The organism is Variovorax sp. E3, assembly GCF_016082275.1.
In the GTDB taxonomy this organism is placed as follows: Bacteria; Pseudomonadota; Gammaproteobacteria; order Burkholderiales; family Burkholderiaceae_C; genus Variovorax.
The window spans coordinates 86,375-106,033 of sequence record NZ_MOWM01000001.1; the positions used below are offsets into that span (position 1 = coordinate 86,375).

Below are 19,659 nucleotides of genomic sequence, written 5' to 3' on the forward strand. Positions count from 1 at the left end.
AAGCCCCCTCGCGTTGCCTTCTCGCGGCCCTCGGCCGCGATCCCCAGTCACCGGGCGATGTCCCCGCGCCTTTGCCCCTTTTCGCCAAGCCGAAAGGGCCGGGCGGGATAATCGCCCCTACGGTCCCTATTTCATGATTACTCTCAAAAACGTCATTCTTCGCCGCAGCGCCAAAAAGCTGCTCGACGGCGCCACCGTCACCATCAACCCCGGTGAAAAGGTCGGCCTCGTCGGGCGCAACGGCGCGGGCAAGTCGACGCTGTTCGCGCTGTTCAACGGTTCGCTGCACGAAGACGGCGGCGACTTCCATGTGCCCAAGCAATGGCGCATGGCGCAGGTCGCGCAGGACATGCCTGAAACCGAAGACTCGGCCACCGACTTCGTGGTGGGCGGCGACACCCGCCTGGCCGAGCTGCGCGCTCGCTGGCGGCCATCGAGGCGGCCTACGCCGAGAACCCCGACGACGCTGACATCGGCATGGAACTGGCCCACGCCTACACCGACCTGGCCGATGCCGGCGAGCACGACGCCGTGCCGCGCGCGCAGGCGCTGATCCTGGGCCTGGGCTTCAAGTCGCACGAGCTCGACGGCGCCGTCAACAGCTTCTCGGGTGGCTGGCGCATGCGCCTGCAGTTGGCGCGCGCGCTGATGTGCCCGAGCGACCTGCTGCTGCTCGACGAACCCACCAACCACCTGGACCTGGACGCGCTGGTCTGGCTCGAAGCCTGGCTGCAGAAGTACGCCGGCACCATGATCGTCATCAGCCACGATCGCGAGTTTCTCGATGCCGTGACCGACGTCACCCTGCACATCGCCAACGCCCAGCTCACGCGCTACGGCGGCAACTACAGCAAGTTCGAGGACATGCGCGCGCTGCAGATGGAGCAGCAGCAGATCGCGTTCAGCAAGCAGCAGGACAAGATCGCCCACCTGCAGAAGTTCATCGACCGCTTCAAGGCCAAGGCCAGCAAGGCCAAGCAGGCGCAAAGCCGGGTCAAGGCGCTGGAGCGCATGGAACGGGTGGCGCCGCTGCTGGCCGAGGCCGACTTCACCTTCGAGTTCAAGGAGCCGGGCAACATCCCGAACCCGATGCTCTCGATCGCCAACGCCAGCTTCGGCTACGAGATCGAAGACGCCGAGCCCAAGACCATCCTGCGCGGCGTCAGCCGCTCGGTGCTGGCGGGCCAGCGCATCGGCATCCTGGGCGCCAACGGCCAGGGCAAGTCGACGCTGGTGAAGACCATCGCGCGCGAAATGGGCGCACTGGCCGGCGAAGTGACCGAGGGCAAGGGCCTGAACATCGGCTACTTCGCGCAGCAGGAACTCGACGTGCTGCGCCCGCAGGACAACCCGCTGGAGCACATGGTGCGCATGGCGCGCGAGCTCGGCAGCAGCGTGAAGGAAAGCACCGGCGAGCAGGCCCTGCGCGGCTTCCTGGGCAGCTTCAACTTCAGCGGCGACATGGTCAAGCAGCCCGTGGGCACCATGAGCGGCGGCGAAAAAGCCCGCCTCGTGCTCGCGATGATGGTCTGGCAGCGCCCCAACCTGCTGCTGCTGGACGAGCCCACCAACCACCTGGACCTGGCCACCCGCGAAGCCCTGGCCGTGGCGCTCAACGAGTTCGAAGGCACGCTGATGCTGGTGAGCCACGACCGTGCGCTGCTGCGCTCGGTGTGCGACGAGTTCTGGCTGGTGGGCCGTGGTGTCGTGACCGACTTCGACGGCGACCTGGACGACTACCAGCGCTACCTGCTCGACGAAGCCAAGCGCCTGCGCGAAGAAGCCAAGATCGCGGTGCGCGAGGCGGAAGCCGCGGCCGCCGCGCCTGCGCCGGCCGTTGCAGCCGCCCCGGCGCGCCAGCAACGCAGCGAGCAGGCCAAGCCGCTCAAGCGCGAGATCGCCCAGATCGACGAACGCATGGCCGCCGCCGGCACCGAGCGCGCCGCGCTCGAGGCGCGCCTGGCCAAGCCGCTGCCCCCGGCCGAGATTGCCGACGCCGGCAAGCGGTTGAAGGCGCTCAACGAAGAAATCGGCCGCCTCGAAGAGCGCTGGCTGGCCCTGTCGGACCAGCTCGAAGCCCTCGCGGCCTGAACCTGGAAAGGGGCATTGCATGCCGTCGGCCATCGAACTCGCCCGGGGCGATGAAAAGCTCATCGCCGCTGTTCACCGCAGCCGCCGCCTGATCGGGCGCAAGGCCCTGATGGCGGCCGCGGCCAGCGCCGTGCCCCTGCCCGGTGTCGACTGGATGGCCGACGCCGCGCTGCTCTCGCGGCTGGTGCCGCAGATCAGCGCCGAGTTCGGCCTTTCGGTCACCCAGGTCGAAAAGCTCGCGCCGCACCAGCGCGAGCGCATCCAGAAGGCGGCCACCACCGTGGGCGCCCTGCTGGTGGGGCGGCTCGTCACGCGCGACCTGCTGATCCGGCTGGCCAAGCACGCGGGCGTGCGCCTGACCGCCAAGCAGGCGACCAAGTACGTGCCCATTGCCGGGCAAATCGTGTCCGCCGCGCTCGGCTACGCCGCGCTGCGCGCGCTGGGCGAGCAGCACATCAAGGACTGCGTGCGCGTGAGTTCGACGCTCGCTCTAGCGCCTCCCGCACCGCTCGCGAGCGCCTGAGCGCCTCGGCGCCGGGCAGCACCCACGCCACCCACAGCGCGCCAGCCAGCCCGAACACGCCCGCGCCCGCAACGCCCGGCTGCCCCGCCAGCAGCCCGTGGATCAGCGCCGCGAGCGACAACAGCGCCAGCAGCGCGCACAGCGCGCGGTCGAGCCACAGGCCCGACAGCACAGGCCTGCGCACCGCTCAGTCATTGGCCCGGGGTCGGCGCGTGAAGGCCGGGGCCGGGTGCATGGCCTCCTCCTTCACCTGCTGCTCGTAGGCCGTCAGCAGCGCCACGTAGTGGCGCGACATCACGTCGCCCACCCGCCCCAGCCCGATCTTGCTGACCGTGGGTTGCGGAATTCCGGTCTTCGCCTCGATCTGCTTCTGCGTGAGCCCCATGGCCCTGAGCGCCTGTACCAACTCGCGTGGTTTCATGGCAATACCCTCCCTTTTTTTAATATTCTAGAGTCCATGCAGAATATTCGTTTGCGCTTAAATCCCCACGCATGGAGAGCATTGCCAGTCGCGCCCTCGCAGCGCGCAAATTCGCCAAGATGACGCAGAAGCAGGCGGAAGCCGTGTCGGGCGTCAAGCAATCGAGCATCTCGAAGATCGAGCGCGGCGACACCAGCCGCTCGATGAGCGTGCTCGCCCTGGCGCGCGCCTACCGCGCCGACCCGAACTGGCTGGACACCGGCGACGGCCCCGCGCCCTGGGACGAAGACCAGGTGCGCCTTTCGCGCGACCGGGCCGACGAGCCGCCCGGCCCCTACCGCGTGACGCGCACGCCGCCGGCGGGCCCGTCGTTCAACCCGCGCACGCCGCAGACCGTGCCGCTCATTCCCTGGGCCGACGCCGCCCACTGGGACAGCCGTGAGGTGTCGGAGCAACCCCGGGCCGAGCGCTGGATTCCCTGCATTGCCCACCACAGCCTGGAGACCTTCGCGCTGCGCATGCGCGGCGACAGCATGACCGCGCCCAGCGGCCACCTGAAGAGCTACCCCGCCGACTCGATCGTGTTCGTGGACACCACGCTGAAGACGCCGGCCGACGGCGAACGCATCGTCGCCAGGCTCGACGACGGCGGCGAGGTCACGTGCAAGGTCTACAAGGAAGAAGACGGCCGCCGCTGGCTGCTGCCGCTGAACCCGAAGCACGAGCCATTCGCACGGCCTTCACCGTGCTGGGCACCGTCGTCGGCAAGTGGGAAGACGAGGACTGAAAGTCCCGTCAGACCGAAAACTTAAATTGGAATTAGCTTCCAGCGAGGTCAGGTTGTATGCAGGTTCACAAGAGATATTCAGGTCTCTCCCTGTGGCCTGCATTCCTCTGATCCTCCCTCCTCCAGCAGGTCACCTTCCAGCCCGCCTTCGTGCGGGCTGTTTTTTTCCTGCATCCCACCCCATTCCAGAAACACCGAGGAACCGGCTCTGCCGGGCTTCAGGTGTTGCCCCCGGCAGGGGGTTGGCGAAGCGACACGAAGTGCGCGCAGCCTGGGGGCGAGCCTTATTTCGGCAGCAGCACCTTGTTGACCACGTGGATCACGCCGTTCGACTGGTAGACGTTGGGAATCGTCACCGTGGCGGTACCGCCCTTTTCGTCGGTGATCATGATCTTGCCGCCCTTTTCCTTGGCCACGAGCACGCCGCCGGCCACCGTCTTCAGTTCGGCGGAGCCCTTGCCGGCCTTGATTTCCTTCTTGAGCTCGGCCGCGTCGAGCTTGCCCGACACCACGTGGTAGGTCAGCACGCCGGTCAGGGTGTCCTTGTTCTCGGGCTTGAGCAGGGTGTCGACCGTGCCGGCCGGCAGCGCGGCAAAGGCGGCGTTGGTGGGGGCGAACACGGTGAACGGGCCCGGGCCCTTGAGCGTGTCGACCAGGCCCGCGGCCTTGACGGCTGCCACCAGCGTGGTGTGGTCCTTGGAGTTGACCGCGTTGTCGATGATGTCCTTGGTCGGCAGCATCGGCGCGCCGCCCACCATGACGGACGCCGCGAGGGCCGAAACGGCACCGGCGGACAGGGCCACGGCAAGAGTGGCGGCGGCGAGGCGGTGAAGTTTGCTTTGCATGGAAACGCTCCTGGTTGTTGAATGGACCCCCGCGAAATCGCGGCGGCTGCGATCAATACGGGCGCCCGCGCGCAACAGATTCGACCCCGGTGAAAAGAAAAGGCCGGGCAGCACTTCACGCCGTGCCCGTGCATTTCGCGCCGAGTAATACCAATTTCGTCGCTCCGGCCTCGCCGCGTGGGGCGATTGCGACGACATTCACGAAAGAGTCAGGTCTCCCGGCGATTCCGGGTGTACAACCGCTGCCCCATGCCAAATCACGAAAACAATGCGTTGGAGGATCACCCCATTTCGCCGCGCGCGGTTCACGCGCGCCGGCATCCGGGGTGGCCTGTTCAAAGTGCCGTGCTCGGCGCCTGCCTGCTGCTGCTGAGCGCCTGCGCGGTCGGCCCGGACTTCAAGACGCCGGACCTGCCCGCCGCCGCCCAGTCGCCCGACTACACGCCCGCGCCGATGCCCTCGCGCACCGCGCAGGCCGGCGGGCCGGGCGGCCAGGCCCAGGAGCTGCTAGCGGGCCGGGACATTCCGGCGCAGTGGTGGGACGTGTTCCGCTCCGAGCCGCTCGACCAGCTGATCCGCGCCTCGCTGGCCCAGAGCCCCACGCTGGCCTCCGCGCAGGCCGCGCTGCGCCAGGCCGAGGCCACCTACGAGGCCCGCACCGGCAGCCTGTGGCCGCAGGTGTCGGCCCAGCTCGGCGCGCAACGCCAGCGCGCCTCCGAAATCACCAGCCAGGTGCCGGGCGGCCAGCTGCTCACGCTGTACAACGCCTCCGTCAACGTCAGCTACAACCTCGACGTGTTCGGCGGCACGCGCCGCCAGATCGAGGGTGCGCAGGCGGCCGTCGAAACCCAGCGCTACCAGGTCGAGGCGGTGTACCTCACGCTCACGTCCAACCTCGTGACCACGGCCATCCGCGAAGCCTCGCTGCGCGCGCAGCTGCAGGCCGCGCGCGAAGTGCTGCAGGCCCAGACCGAGCAGCTGAACGTGATCGAAAAGCAGTTCGACACCGGCGCGATCGCCAAGTCGATCGTGCTGCAGCAGCGCACCCAGGTCGCGCAGACCCAGGCCACGCTGCCGCCCATCGAGAAGGCGCTGGCGCAAACGCGCCACCAGCTCGCGGTGTTCGCGGGCCGGCTGCCGTCCGAAGCGGGTCTGCCCGAGTTCGACCTGGCCAGCCTTTCGCTGCCGCAGGCGCTGCCGCTGTCGCTGCCCTCCGAGCTCGCGCGTCAGCGCCCCGACGTGCGCGCCAGCGAGGCCCAACTGCACCAGGCCAGCGCGGCGGTCGGCGTGGCCACGGCCAACCTGTATCCGCAGATCCAGTTGAGCGCCAGCTACGGCAACAACGCGCTGCGCGCACGCGACCTGTTCACCGGCCCGACCACGCTGTGGAGCATCGGCGCCGGCATCACGCAGCCGATCTTCAACGGCGGCGCGCTGCGGGCCCAGCAGCGCGCCGCGTGGCGGCCTACGACTCGGCCGCGGCGCAGTACCGCAACACCGTGCTCGGCGCCTTCCAGAACGTGGCCGACGCGCTGCGCGCGCTGGAACTCGACGCTGTCGCGCTGCAGAACCAGGCCACGGCCGAATCGTTGGCCCGGCAGTCGCTCGACCTGTCGACCGCGCAGTTCCGCGCTGGCGCCGTGAGCTACGTCACGCTGCTCACCGCGCAGCAGGCCTGGCTGCAGACGCACACCGCGCTGGTGCAGGCACAGGCCGCGCGCTACGCCGACACCGCCGCGCTGTTCCAGGCGCTGGGCGGCGGCTGGTGGAACCGCGGCGAGCTGGCGAACGCGACCATCGCGCCCGCCGTGCCTGCTGCTGCAGCAGCAGCCGCCACCACGGCCGCGCCCGCGCAAAACTGACCCCATCGACCCCGCGGCGGCAGCACCACCCTTCCCTGCCACCGCCCCCCACCCTTCATCCATAACTCGAAGAGAAGCCTACCCATGACCCGGAGAATGATCATCATGATCGGCTGCGTGCTGCTGCTGGTCGCCGCGCTGGCGCTCGGCAAGTTCCTGCAGATCCGCGCGCTGATTGCGGCCGTGCCCAAGCCGGGTCCGCAGACCGTGTCGACCGCCGAGGTGCAGAAGCAGCAGTGGCAGTCGCAGTTCACCGCCGTCGGCACGCTCAACCCGGTGCGCGGCGCCGACCTGAGCACCGAAGTGGCGGGCCTGGTGCGCAACGTGCATTTCAAGTCCGGCCAGGACGTGAAGGCCGGCGCGCTGCTGGTCGAGCTCAACGCCGACTCCGACATCGCCCTGCTGCACTCGGCCGAAGCCGCCGCCGCGCAAGCCGCCACCGTGCTCAAGCGCGACCAGGCGCAGCTGGCGATCCAGGCCGTGAGCCAGGCGCAGATCGATGCCGACACCAACGACCTCAAGGCCAAGCGCGCGCAGGTCGAGCAGCAGGCCGCCGTGGTCGCCAAGAAGTCGATCCGCGCGCTTCGCGGGCCGCCTGGGCATCACCGCGCTCAACCCCGGCCAGTACGTGAACGCCGGCGACAAGCTGGTCACGCTGCAGACGCTGGACCCGATCTACGTCGACTTCACGCTGCCGCAGCAGCAGCTCGCGGGGCTGGCGGTCGGCCAGGTGGTGAACCTGTCGGTCGACACCTTCCCGGGTCAGAGCTTCAGCGGCAAGATCAACGCGATCAGCCCGAAGGTCGACGCGGCCACGCGCAACGTGCAGATCGAAGCCACCATCGCCAACCCCAAGCAGGTGCTGCTGCCCGGCATGTTCGCCAACGTGAAGATCGACATCGGCGGCACGCAGGAACGCCTGACGCTGCCGTCCACCGCCGTCACCTACAACCCCTACGGCTCGACCGTGTACGTGGTGAAGCCGGCCGAGCCGCCCAAGGCGGGCGCTCCCGCCACGCCGGGCGCTCCGGCACCGCGCCCGCCACCGATGCCTCGGGCAAGCCGCAGCTCGTGGCCCAGCAGGTCTTCATCGAGACCGGCCCGACGCGCGGCGACCAGATCTCCATCGTCAAGGGCCTGGAAGCCGGCCAGGTGGTGGTGAGCAGCGGCCAGAACAAGCTGAAGAACGGCACGCCCGTGACGGTCGACAACCGCGTGCAGCCGAGCAACGACCCGGCGCCGACGCCGCAGGAAAAGTGAGGCGCGCCGCATGAACTTCACCGACATCTTCATCCGCCGGCCCGTGCTGGCGATGGTGGTGAGCCTGCTGATCGTGGTGCTGGGGCTGCGCGCGCTGGCGGGCCTGCCCGTCAACCAGTACCCCAAGACCGAGAACGGCGTGGTCACCATCAGCACCGCCTACTACGGCGCGGACGCGGCCACGGTCGCGGGCTTCATCACGCAGCCGCTGGAGGCCGCCGTGTCGCAGGCGCAGGGCATCGACTACCTGTCGTCGTCCAGCAGCCTGGGCGTGTCGACCATCACCGCCACGCTGCGGCTGAACTACGACTCGAACCGCGCGCTGACCGAAATCAACACGCAGGTGAACTCGGTGCGCAACCAGCTGCCGCCGCAGGCGCAGCAACCGGTGCTCACGGTGGCCACGGGCCAGACCACCGACGCCATGTACATCGGCTTCTACAGCGACACGCTGCCCAACAACAACGTCACCGACTTCCTGGTGCGCGTGGTGCAGCCCAAGCTCAACGCCATTCCCGGCGTGCAGACCGCCGAGATCCTGGGTGCGCGCACCTTCGCGCTGCGGGCCTGGCTCGACGCGCAGAAGATGGCCGCCTTCGGCGTGACCGCCACCGACGTGAGCGCCGCGCTCAGCGCCAACAACTACCTGGCCGCCGTGGGCACCAGCAAGGGCCAGATGGTGAGCGTGCCGCTCACGGCCGGCACCTCGCTGCACAGCGTGGACGAGTTCAAGCAGCTGTCCATCAAGAGCAGCAACGGCGCCATCGTGCGGCTGCAGGACGTGGCCAACGTGACGCTGGGCTCGGAGAACTACGACTTCAACGTGGCCTTCAACGGCGTGCGCTCGGTGTTCATCGGCATCAAGGTCGCGCCCGAGGCCAACATCCTCGACGTCGCCAAGCAGGTGCGCACCACCTTCCCCGACATCCAGGGGCAGTTGCCGAGCGGCCTCACCGGCAAGATCGTCTACGACTCGACCGACTTCATCAACACCTCCATCAGCGAAGTGATCAAGACGCTGGTCGAGGCGCTGGTGATCGTGACGGTGGTGATCTACCTGTTCCTGGGCAGCTTCCGCGCGGTGCTGGTGCCGGTGATCGCCATGCCGCTGTCGCTGATCGGCACCTTCTTCATCATGCTGGTGCTGGGCTACTCCATCAACCTGCTCACGCTGCTGGCGTTGGTGCTGGCGATCGGGCTGGTGGTGGACGACGCCATCATCGTGGTGGAGAACGTCGACCGGCACATGCGCGAGGGCAAGTCGCCCATGCAGGCGTCGCTGCTGGCGGCGCGCGAGCTGGGCGGGCCCATTCTGGCCATGACGGTGGTGCTGGTGGCGGTGTACGTGCCCATCGGCTTCCAGGGCGGGCTGACCGGTTCGCTGTTCACCGAATTCGCGTTCACGCTCGCGGGCTCGGTGGTGGTGTCGGGCGTGGTGGCGCTCACGCTCTCGCCCATGATGTGCTCGCGCTTCTTCAAGCCCGAGCAGGACACCGGCAAGTTCGCGACCGCCATCGAACACGTCTTCGAGCGCGTGCACAACCGCTACCAGCGCATCTTGCGCAGCGTGCTCAAGACCTGGCCGGTGATGCTGGTGATGGGCGCCATCCTGGTGGCGCTGCTGTTCGTGATGTTCAAGATGTCGAAGTCGGAGCTCGCGCCCGAGGAGGACCAGGGCATCGTGCTGTCGCAGGTGGTGGGCGCGCCCACGGCCACCATCAACCAGATGCAGACCTACGCCGACCAGATCTTCAAGGTCGCGCACGACACGCCCGAATACGCGCAGCTGTTCCAGCTGACCGGCGTGCCCAGCACCAACGCGGGCATTGCCGGCGTGCTGCTCAAGCCCTGGGACCAGCGCACGCGCAGCGCGCACGACATCCAGGCCGACCTGCAGAACCGCTGGAACGGCATTGCCGGCGCCAAGGTGGTGGCCTTCCAGTTCCCGGCGCTGCCGGGCGCGTCGGGCCTGCCGGTGCAGTTCGTCATCAAGACGACCGAGCCCTTCGAGAACCTCAATACGCTCGCGCAGCAGATCATGGACAAGGCGCGCGCGACGGAAAGTTCTACTACATCGACGCCGACCTGAAGTTCGACCTGCCGCAGGCGACCGTGACCGTCGACCGCGACAAGATCGCCACGCTGGGCATCACCCAGCAGGACGTGGGCAACGCACTGGGCGCCGCGCTGGGCGGCGGGTACGTCAACTACTTCTCGATCTCGGGCCGCTCGTACAAGGTGATTCCGCAGGTGCAGCAGGTCGACCGGCTCAACCCGTCGGACGTGCTCAACTTCTACATCAAGACCCCCAACGGCGTGGTGCCCGCGAGCACCGTGGCAAGCCTGAAGTACTCCGTGCAGCCCGAGACGGTCAACCACTTCCAGCAGCTCAACTCCGTGACCATCCAGGGCGTGCCCAGCGGCACCCAGGGCGAGACGCTGGAGTACCTGCGCGGCGTGGTGCAGCAGCTGGCGCCCAGCGGCTACTCGGTCGACTACTCGGGCCAGTCGCGCCAGTTCGTGCAGGAGTCGGGCAACTTCGCCATTACTTTCCTGTTCGCGCTGATCATCGTGTTCCTGGCGCTGGCCGCGCAGTTCGAGAGCTTCCGCGACCCGGTGGTGATTCTGGTGTCGGTGCCGCTGGCCCTCTTCGGCGCCATGATCTTCATCTTCTGGGGCTTCGCCTCGATGAACATCTACACGCAGGTGGGCCTGGTGACGCTGATGGGCCTCATCAGCAAGCACGGCATCCTGATCGTCGAAGTGGCCAACCGGCTGCAGAAGCAGGGCCTGAGCAAGCTGGACGCCATCGTCGAAGCCGCCGGCACGCGTCTGCGCCCGATCCTGATGACCACGGCGGCCATGGTGTTCGGCGTGCTGCCGCTGGTGATTGCCTCGGGCGCCGGCGCCGCCGGGCGCAAGGCCATGGGCCTCGTGATTTTCAGCGGGCTGTCGATCGGCACGCTGTTCACGCTGTTCGTGGTGCCGGCGATGTACCTGGCCATTGCGGCGCGGCACAAGAAGGAAGAAGAAGACGAGAAGGAAGGCTCCAGCGAGAAGACCGCACCGGCGTTGCCGGGGAGCGTGGCGCCGGAGGCTTGAGGGCCTGGCGTTCGAATCTGCCTCTTCGTGGGGCGTGGAAAAAAGAAGCCCCCGGCATGCGTGCCGGGGGCTTCTTGCTTTGAGCGCTCTTGGTTCGGCGGCCCTACTTCAGCGTCATCGCGAACACATGCATGAGCGCACCGTTGTCCGTCTGGTAAGGCAGCGTCACGCTCTTCACCGTGCGCTGCTTGTCCAGCGCGGCGTCCCAGTAGTAGACGTAGGCCTTGGTCGTGTCGACCGAGCCGCTCTTGCTCACGCGGTGGTCCGTCGTCAGCGCGATCTTGTTGTAGCTGCCCGGTGTGCCCCCACCACCGCCCAAGGTCCAGTCGTCGAAGCGCAGATCGAACGACTGCCGCGTGCCGTCGGTGTAGTTCACGCTCAGCTTGCCGGTCGGCGCCTCGGATGCGGCGGTTGCGCTGCCCAGCAGTGCCAGCGTGCCCGCCGCCCGCGGTACGGGGAATGTGACGACCTGCCCTTGCGCCACCATGTTGTCGAGTCCTGCCTTGCCGTCCGGCCACGTGAAATCGACACCGTTGAAGGACACGGTCGCACCCGATGCGGCGCCCGCGGCGGCCAACGCCTTGGCCGAATAGCTCCACCCCTCCATGTCGAAGGTGTAGCCCTCGAGCTCCCTGTCGGCGGGCTCGCCGTCCGTGCCGATGCCTCGGTTGTTCATGGCCGCGCCCAGGCTGTCGAACCCGTCGAGGCCGAAGGACGGCATGCGCGCGGCCGAGTCCTTGCCCCATTGCGATTCAGCGGCCCCGAGCGTGAAGCCCAGCGTCGAGTCCTTCTTCAGGTCCGCGAGCCACAGCCACGGCATGTCGACCGCCTGACCGTCCAGTTGCACGGCATGGACGTAGGGGGCGTTGGTGCCGGCGCCGGTGGCATTGAGCGTGAGCGTCTTCTGGCCATCGGCCCAGCGGATCACGACCTGGTCGAAGACCGGGCTGCCGATGGTGAGGCCCCCGACCGACTGGATCTCGGGGTAGAGCCCCATGGCCGCCCACACGTACCACGACGACACCGCGCCCAGGTCGTCATTGCCCGGCAGGCCGCCCGGGTCGTCGGAGAACACGGTGTTGATCACGTCGCGCACGACCTTCTGGGTGCGCCACGGCGTGCCCGTCCAGTTGTAGAGCCACGGCGTGGCAAAGCTCGGCTCGTTGCCCACGTAGAAGTTCGGCTTGTTCATGCCGGCGTCAGGTCTTCGAAGAAGGTGTCGAGCCGCGAGACGACCGCGGCGTTGCCGCCCACCAGGTCGATCAGGCCGCGCACGTCGTAGGCCGACATCCAGGTGTATTGCTCGGCGTTGCCCTCGACCATGTCGGCATTGGGCGTCGGGTAGTTCATCCAATCGCCGCTGCGGTAGCGCGGCAGGAGCTGCTTGCGGGTGGCATTGAACTGGTTCTTCCAGTTGGCGGAACGGCTCAGGAACAGGCGCTCGTTGGTGGTGTCCCCCAGGGCCTTGGCCAGCCGCGAAGTCGCGAAGTCGGCCGTCGCGAACTCGAAGGTCAGCGAGCCGGCCCACCAACCGTTGTCCATGGCCGCATAGCCGCGCGTCAGGTAGTCGTTCATGCGGTCGGCACTGTCGCGCAGGCCCTGGCCGGTGCACTGCAGATCCGCCTTGCTGCCGACCAGCGTCATGTAGCCGAGCGCCTTCTTCGCGTCGAAGTTCGTGGCGCCGAAGGCGTACGCGCCGGCAACCGTCGGCACGCCGGAGTCGCCCGGCATGATGCCCGCGTCGGCGTTGATCGGCGACCAGCGGGGAATGGCGCCGCATTGGTCGGCGTCGTCGACCAGCGACTGCATCATGTCGCCGGCTTCGCGCGGGAACAGCATGGCCGTGAGCGGCATCAGGCTGCGGTAGATGTCCCAGTTGGAGAAGTTGGCGTAGTGGGTGCGATCGGCCGCCACCTGGTGCACCGTCTGGTCGAAGCCGAGGTAGTCGCCCGTCACGTCGCTGTTGATGTTCGGGGACAGCAGCGAGTGATACAGCGCCGTGTAGAACTTGCGCTTCTCGGTCTCGGTGCCGCCGCTCACCTGGATGGCGCCCAGCCGGTTGTTCCATGCGTCCGATGCGGCGGAGCGCACGGCGTCGAAGTCCCAGCCGCCGTTTTCCTTTTCGAGGTTCTTGCGCGCGTTTTCGGTGCTGACGTAAGACAGGCCGATCTTCATCAGCACCGCCGGCTTGCCGCTCGTGGCGAAGCTCACGTTGGCCTTGCCGTCGTCCATGGCGACCGTGATCGCGCGATCGAACTTCGCGTAGAAATACAGCGTGTACTGGCGCGCCCCGCAGAAATTGCCACCCACGGTGGAACCCGAGATGCCGTCTTTTCCTTCAGCCTGCACGCTGCCCGTGGTGGACGCCAGGGTGTTGGTGCGGGTGGGGTCGAACACCAGGTACGAGGTCTTGCCACCATCGGCCAGCGCGGACTCTGCAGGAAAGGTGAAGCGGCCGAAGCCGGTGCGCGTGGTGGCCGTCAGTTCGGTCGTGATGCCGTCGTTCAGCGTCACCTTGTAGTAGCCCGGAGCGGCCTGTTCGTTGTCGTGATCGAAGTTTTCCTCGGCGCCGGGGCCGACCGACGCGGGGTCGAAGGTCGGCATGATCGGCAGCTCGCCCTCGTTGCCGTCGCAGCCGGAGCCGCTCATCTGCGTGAGCGGAAAGCCCGTGATGGTGTTCTCCTTGTAGATGTAGCCCACCGGGCGGTCGGTGCCGCCGTTGCTCGGCGTCATCGGTGTCCACTGCACCATGCCGAAGGGTGTGGTCGCCCCGGGAAATGTGCCGCCCCGCGCGCCGGCCGGCACGGGGTCGGAGGCCGGCTTCGTCGCGTCCGCCGTGCCGACGAAGGGGTTCACGTAGTGCGTGAGCAAGGGCTTGACGAGTCCCGGTGGAACCACCGCGCCGTCAGGAACGGCGGCCGGGTCTGCCGTGCCGCTCCCGCTCCCGCCTGCGCCCTCACCTCCGCCCGCGAAGCCGATGTACGGTCCGCTGGAGCCACCGCCGCCGCAACCGACCACCAGCGCGGCACATGCCAGGTATGCGGCGCCCGCAAGCGCCCCTTTCCATCTCGTGTTCATAGAGCCATCCCATTTTTCGATTTGTTGTGAATCACCGGCGCGCGACGCGCTCAGGGTGTCTTCGAGAAATCGGCGCCCGCGCCGGACGGCGGCGCGCTGCCTTCGCCCCACGTCGTGGGCGCATCGGTCACGTCGAAGTCGAGCGTGCCGCCGCCTTGCACGCTGGCCAGCGGCAGCCACGTGCTGCCCCAGTCCGCGCCGTTGACCTTGAGCGCCTTGACGAAGGGCGCGGCCTTGTCGCGGCTGATGACCAGCCGCTTGCCTTCGGCCAGTTGCACGGTGATCTTCGAGAACTGCGGGGTCGAGAGCGTGAGGCCCGGCACGCCCGGGATCATGGGATACAGCCCCATCGACGCCCACACGTACCAGCCCGAGGTCGCGCCCACGTCGTCGTTGCCGGGCAGGCCTTCGGGCTTGCTCGAGAAGGTGGCGGACATGATCTGCGGCAGCACGAACTGCGTGCGCGACGGGCGGCCCGCCCAGTTGTAGGCCCAGGGCGCGGCAAAGGCCGGCTCGTTGCCCATGTAGAAGGTCGCGCCGTTCTCGCCGCTGTTGAGCCGGCTCGCGTTCAGGGCCAGGCCGGCGGGCGACTTCCTCGCCGCGTTCGTGGTGGACGTGACGGTGAAGAGCTTGTCGAGCCGCTGCACCGCCGCCGCGCTGCCGCCCAGTGCATCGGAGATGCGTGCGAGGTCGTGCGGAATGGCCCAAAGGTACTGCGCGGCCGTGCCTTCGTGGTAGCCGTCGTCCTGCGACGGCGAGGCCCAGTTGCCGGCATCGTCCTTCACGCCGAGCACCTTCGTGCCCGTGTTGAAGAGCTTGCTCCAGTTCTCGCCGCGCTTGAGCAGCACGCTCGCGTTCTTGCGGTCTTCGTCCGTCGCGATGCTGCCGATGGCCGTGATGTAGCTGCCGATGGCGAAGTCGCGGTTCGCGCCCTCGATGGTCAACGAACCGGTGTGAATGCCCTGGATGTCGCCGCCTTCCGGCACGTAGCCCAGGCGCAGGTAGTCGGGCAGGTTGCCCTGCGCAGTCCCGGCCTGGTTGCGGCCGAAGGCGGGGTTGCCGTTGCATGCCGGCCATTCGGGCCGGTCGGATGTCGGCCCGAAAGCCGCGCGGCGCATGAAGCCCAGCGCGGCCGCCGTGTCGTAGCGCGTCGCACCGAAGGCCTGCAGGCTGGCCAGCAGCATCGGCGCGTGGTCGCCTTCCATGGGCACGTCGTCCACGTTCGCGTCGGACCAGTGCGGGAAGGCGCCGCATTGCGCTGCGTCGTTCACCAGCGACTGCGCCATGTCGGCCGCGCGGTCACGGAACAGCCAGGCGTGCATCGACCCGAGCGACCGGTAGGTGTCCCAGATCGAGAAGGTCGTGTACTGCTCGCGCTGCACGAGCTTGCCGGCCGCGTTGGTGTAGCTGTCGGTCTGGTGGCGCAGCTTGTCCATGCCCATGTAGCTGCCGTCGACGTCGCTGAAAACCGATGGACCCGACATCACGCGATAGAAGGCCGAATAGAACTGCTTCAGCGCGTCGGTGGTGGCCGCCGTGTCCTCGACCTGGATCAGGTTGAGCTGGGTGTTCCATTCGGCGTCGGCCTTCTTGCGCGTGCCGTCGAAGTCGAAGCCCGGGTTCTCGGCCTCGAGGTTCTTGCGCGCGTTCTCGGCGTCCACGTAAGACAGGCCGATCTTGACGAGCGCCTTGCCGCCAGCTGCCTTCGACAAGTCGAAATTGAGCACCAGCACGCCGCCGTTGGCGATGATGCGCGGCGCGCTCGCATAGGGCGTGCCCACCTTGATATAGAAGTACGCGTCGTACTCGCCACCGCAATTGAACTTGTTGCGCGTCTTGCCGAAGAAGCCGTTCGCGTCGGCCGGGTCTTGCGAGATTGTCGCGGCGATGCCATCCATGGAATTGGTCTGCGTGCCGTCCACCACCAGGATGGCCTTGGTGGCATCCGGATAGGTCAGGCGCATGAAGCCGGAGCGCGTGGTGGCCGTGATCTCGGTCGTGATGTTGTCGTCGGTCCTGACCTTGTAGTAGCCCGGCGAGGCCGCTTCGTTGGCGTGATCGAAGGTGGGGCCCGCGCCCCTCATCACGAGGTTCTTGTCGCTTTCGAGTTGCTCGTCGTTCACGCTGGGCATCATCGGCACGGTGCCGCCGCTGCGGCAGCCCGGTCCGCTGATGCGGGCCATGCTGAACCAGTTGATCTTGTTACTGGGGTAGTGATAGCCCGAGCCGCTGGAGAAGTACTCGTGGTCGATGTCCGTGTCGGGCCCGAAGGACACCATGCCGAAGGGCAGCGTCGCGGCAGGGCTCGTGTTGCCGGGGTGCGTGCTGCCCGGCTGGGAGGCGGTGCCCAGGAAGGCGTTGACGTACTTGGTCAATGCCAGTTCGGGTGGGGTGCCGGGGACCGGCGTGCGTTCAGTGGCAGGTGGCGTATCGGCCACCGTGGCCGCGGGCGACGGAAAAGAGAAGCCATCGCCTCCACTGCCCCCGCCACACCCCCACAACAAAGCAGAGGCAACCACCCCCACCGCCAGGCTTCTGCAAGCGTTCTTCATCATCACGTTGTCTCCCTGTTTTCAAGCCCGCGCCCGCAGGTCGGAACGCCGGTCGGCCGCAGTGTATGAACGGCTCGCGCCCTTCGGTGCTTGTGATTTCCCCGACGAAACAGAGCGTTGAAAGCGCAACAAACATACGCTTGGCGGACCTCGTTCACGCCGTGCACGGGCGCGCGCCAACACGGTCTCGACAATCCACGGTGCGCGCGGCAACAATGACTTTCCGAGCGACAACAACACCCCAAAGGGATCCATGCCCGTAACCATCCGCGACGTGGCCGAGCCTCCGGCGTTTCCATCAGCACCGTATCGCGTGCCCTGAAAAACCAGCGCGGCCTGTCCGACGACACGCGCCGCATGATCCGCCAGACAGCCCGCCAGATCGGCTACAACCCGGCGCGCCTGCGCGGCGCCAAGGCCAAGCAACTGGCCTTCATGGTGCACAGGCAGCACAGCCACTTCTCGACCAACCCGTTCTTCTCCGACGTGCTGCACGGGGTCGAGGAGGCGTGCCGCAAGTTCGCCATCGTGCCCACGCTTTTGACCTGCGGGCCGACCGACCCGATCCGCGAGCAGTTGCGCATGCACGAGCCCGACATGGTGCTGGCGGCGGGCTACTTCGAGAGCGAGGTGCTCGACATGGTGGCCGGGCTCGACCTGCCGATCGCGCTCATCGACTGCTCGCTGCGCGACCTGCCCTCGGTGAACCCCGACAACGCCGTGGGCGGCTACCTGGCCACGCGCCACCTGCTGGACATCGGCCGTCAGCGCATCGCATACATCGCGGGCTCGCTGGCGCACGTGAGCATCCTGGAGCGCGCGCAAGGCTATCGGCGGGCGCTGTTCGAGGCGGGCATCCTCGCGGATCCCGAGCTCGAGGTGGTGGCGCCGCCGGGGCAGTTGCACGACCGGGGCGCATCGGCCGCCATGCAGCAGCTGCTGCGGCTGCGCCGGCCACCCGATGCCGTGTTCGCCTACAACGACGCGGCCGCGCTCGCCGCGCTGCAGACCTGCCGCCAGGCGGGGCTCACGGTGCCGAAGGACATCGCCATCGTGGGCTTCGACGACACGCTGGCCGCCGCGCAGGCCAACCCGCCGCTGACGACACTGCGCGTCGACCGGCAAGAGCTCGGCCGCCTCGGCGTGGAGCTGGTGATGCAAGGCTCGTCGATGCCCCGGCTCAACACGCTGCCCGTGAAGCTCATCGTGCGGGCCAGCACGCAGGGCTGACACACCCTTTTGAAGACCGATGGCCAACGCCATCGGCACCGCTTCTTCCCACTCTGGATTGCCGTGAAAGCGCCAACGCTTTTTGCGCTGGCAACGCCGTGTTTCGTCCGGGAAATCACACGCTGGCACCGCGAATCGCGCTCCTACACTGCGGGCCGTCACATACAGGCACCTGTGGAGAACAGAGGAGAAGACGACATGCCGAACCCTTGCAAGCACACGCGTGCCGCCGCCACGAGCGGCTTCTTCTCCTGTCTGCAGCGCATCGCTCGATGAAGCGGTAGCGCACCCCCTCCCCCTTCGTTCGCACGCATCACCGCCGCCCGCGGCCGGTGAGGGACGACGCACGTCCGAAGCCTTCGGACGGGCCCGCGCACGCCCTTGACCCCTCCACAACAACCCACTTCACCACCGAGGAGACAACCGTGAGATTCCAACTGAACCGCTACACCGCCGCCATCGTGCTGCTCGCAGGCATCCAGAGCCTGGCCCATGCGCAGTCGTCCGACGCACCGCCCGAGGCCGAGGTCAAGTCCGACCCGACCAAGGACTTCGTGAAGAAGGTCAACGAAGCCACGGGCCTGGAGTTCTGGGGCTACGGCCGCGGCGGCTTCTACAGCGCACCGAAGGGCGCGCCCAAGGGCGGCTACTCGCTCGGCGGCGACCTGCAGAAGTACCGCCTGGGCAACGAGGGCGACAACTACCTGGAGTTCGGCATCGGCAAGCGCTTCGACCTGGGCGACGGCGTGAAGTGGGGCGTGTTCTACATGCCCACGGTCTACAACGGCAAGAGCGGCACGGCGCAGGCGTACTTCTCGCTCAGCGGCATCTTCGGCAACGCCGCCAGCGTGTGGGCCGGCCAGCGCTACCACCGCATCCAGGACGTTCACATCCTGGACAAGTGGGTGGTCGAAGACGGCGACAACTACGGCGCCGGTATCGACGACATTCCGCTGGGCGGCCTGGGCCGGCTCAACGTGGCGGGCTACACGGCCGACTCCATCGACAACCACAGCGGCAACCCCAACAACGCCAAGCGCCTGAACGTGCAGTGGCGCGACATTCCGACCAACCCCGACGGCAAGCTCACGCTGACGGGCGCGCTGATCTCGGGCGACTTCGCCAAGGGCCGCGACGGCGGCGCGCTCGGGCTGATGCACATCCAGAAGAACTTCCTGGTGCCGGGGCTGAACAACACGCTGTTCCTGCAGGCATCGAGCGGGCACGCGTCGGTCAACGGCAAGTTCTACAACCTGGACAACAGCACCACCAGCACGGGACTGCTGTTCGGGCCCGACCTGCAGGCGGGCCCCGGCGGCTTCCTTTTCGCGCCGCTGGTGACGCGCACCACGTTCACGCCGCAGCCGGGCGCCAAGCAGCGGCGCATCCTGGATTCGGTGGACTTCCAGATCGGGCGCTTCGGCGGCCAGGCGCTGGTGGGCTACCAGACCGTGCGCCCCGACAACGGGCCCGAGACCAAGGACTTCTCCCTCGGCGGACGCGTGTCGTACGGCATTGCCAAGTACACCAAGCTGCTGGCCGAAGTCGGCAGCACGCGCCGCAGCATCAGCGCACAGCCCAGGCAGACGCTCAACAAGGGCACCTTCGCGGTGGCCTTCTCGCCCAACACCGACTTCTGGACGCGCCCCGAGTTCCGCCTGTACGTCACGCGCGCGAGCTGGAACAAGGCCGCGGGCGACGCCAACGTCGACAGCTTCGGCGCCAACGGCCGGCGCAGCGCGACCATCTTCGGCGTGCAGATGGAAGCCTGGTGGGAATAACGGAACACCTCTGGGCAGCGGCGCATTTGTTGCGCTCGCAACGCTGTGTTTCGTCCGGGAAATCACAGCGTGCGACCCGGTGGGCGCTGCCTAAACTGCCGCCGGTTTCAACACTCGACTCGGGAGA

7 protein-coding genes and 6 pseudogenes are annotated in these 19,659 nt (G+C 67.7%); 8 read left to right on the forward strand and 5 right to left on the reverse strand.

Annotated elements, in window-relative coordinates; all coding sequences use genetic code 11:
* The first annotated feature begins 133 nt into the window (after positions 1-133).
* Both BMG07_RS00420 and BMG07_RS00425 read left to right on the forward strand, forming a co-directional pair.
* Positions 134-2,091: pseudogene (locus BMG07_RS00420) on the forward strand (ABC-F family ATP-binding cassette domain-containing protein).
* Positions 2,092-2,110: 19 nt separating this feature from the next.
* On the forward strand, positions 2,111-2,614 hold the full coding sequence (locus tag BMG07_RS00425; protein WP_198082701.1) for a hypothetical protein: 504 nt from the start codon (positions 2,111-2,113) through the stop codon (positions 2,612-2,614).
* On the opposite strand, the gene BMG07_RS00430 is transcribed toward BMG07_RS00425, so the two are convergent.
* Together BMG07_RS00430 and BMG07_RS00435 are read right to left on the reverse strand one after the other, a co-directional pair.
* A complete protein-coding gene (locus BMG07_RS00430; RefSeq protein WP_198082702.1) occupies positions 2,547-2,798 on the reverse strand; it encodes a hypothetical protein in 252 nt (83 codons plus the stop codon). The two genes, BMG07_RS00425 and BMG07_RS00430, sit on opposite strands and share 68 nt — an antisense overlap.
* A 3-nt stretch (positions 2,799-2,801) precedes the next feature.
* The gene (locus tag BMG07_RS00435) at positions 2,802-3,035 is read right to left on the reverse strand and encodes an XRE family transcriptional regulator (protein ID WP_198082703.1); all 234 of its coding nucleotides are present in this window, start codon (positions 3,033-3,035) and stop codon (positions 2,802-2,804) included.
* A gap of 119 nt (positions 3,036-3,154) precedes the next feature.
* Between BMG07_RS00435 and BMG07_RS00440 the strand changes: the two genes are divergently transcribed.
* A complete protein-coding gene (locus BMG07_RS00440) occupies positions 3,155-3,847 on the forward strand; it encodes a S24 family peptidase (protein ID WP_269758482.1) in 693 nt (230 codons plus the stop codon).
* A gap of 259 nt (positions 3,848-4,106) precedes the next feature.
* Here BMG07_RS00440 and BMG07_RS00445 read toward each other — a convergent pair whose 3' ends face one another.
* Positions 4,107-4,667 (reverse strand): fasciclin domain-containing protein, encoded by a 561-nt coding sequence (locus BMG07_RS00445; protein WP_198082704.1) that lies wholly within the window; start codon positions 4,665-4,667, stop codon positions 4,107-4,109.
* 249 nt (positions 4,668-4,916) lie between these two features.
* Between BMG07_RS00445 and BMG07_RS00450 the strand changes: the two are divergent.
* The 3 pseudogenes from BMG07_RS00450 (at position 4,917) to BMG07_RS00460 (ending at position 10,891) form a co-directional block, all read left to right on the forward strand.
* Positions 4,917-6,529: pseudogene (locus BMG07_RS00450) on the forward strand (efflux transporter outer membrane subunit).
* 96 nt (positions 6,530-6,625) lie between these two features.
* A pseudogene (locus BMG07_RS00455) lies at positions 6,626-7,789 on the forward strand (efflux RND transporter periplasmic adaptor subunit).
* Positions 7,790-7,799: 10 nt separating this feature from the next.
* Positions 7,800-10,891: pseudogene (locus BMG07_RS00460) on the forward strand (efflux RND transporter permease subunit).
* Positions 10,892-10,994: 103 nt separating this feature from the next.
* Here BMG07_RS00460 and BMG07_RS44570 read toward each other — a convergent pair.
* Both BMG07_RS44570 and BMG07_RS00470 read right to left on the reverse strand, forming a co-directional pair.
* Positions 10,995-13,969, reverse strand: a pseudogene (locus tag BMG07_RS44570) (GH92 family glycosyl hydrolase).
* A 50-nt stretch (positions 13,970-14,019) separates the two neighbouring features.
* On the reverse strand, positions 14,020-16,344 hold the full coding sequence (locus BMG07_RS00470; protein WP_198082705.1) for a GH92 family glycosyl hydrolase: 2,325 nt from the start codon (positions 16,342-16,344) through the stop codon (positions 14,020-14,022).
* A 430-nt stretch (positions 16,345-16,774) separates the two neighbouring features.
* On the opposite strand from BMG07_RS00470, the pseudogene BMG07_RS00475 reads away from it, so the two are divergent.
* Positions 16,775-17,751, forward strand: a pseudogene (locus BMG07_RS00475) (LacI family DNA-binding transcriptional regulator).
* A gap of 425 nt (positions 17,752-18,176) precedes the next feature.
* Positions 18,177-19,532, forward strand: coding sequence for a carbohydrate porin (locus BMG07_RS00480; RefSeq protein ID WP_198082706.1), 1,356 nt, complete (start codon positions 18,177-18,179; stop codon positions 19,530-19,532).
* The last annotated feature ends 127 nt before the right edge of the window (positions 19,533-19,659 follow it).

Bases quoted from the DNA above. Each gene is read 5' to 3' on its own strand.
- BMG07_RS00445 (WP_198082704.1), bottom strand. From the start codon at position 4,667: ATGCAAAGCAAACTTCACCGCCTCGCCGCCGCCACTCTTGCCGTGGCC.
- BMG07_RS00425 (WP_198082701.1), top strand. From the start codon at position 2,111: ATGCCGTCGGCCATCGAACTCGCCCGGGGCGATGAAAAGCTCATCGCC.
- BMG07_RS00440 (WP_269758482.1), top strand. From the start codon at position 3,155: ATGACGCAGAAGCAGGCGGAAGCCGTGTCGGGCGTCAAGCAATCGAGC.
- BMG07_RS00435 (WP_198082703.1), bottom strand. From the start codon at position 3,035: ATGAAACCACGCGAGTTGGTACAGGCGCTCAGGGCCATGGGGCTCACG.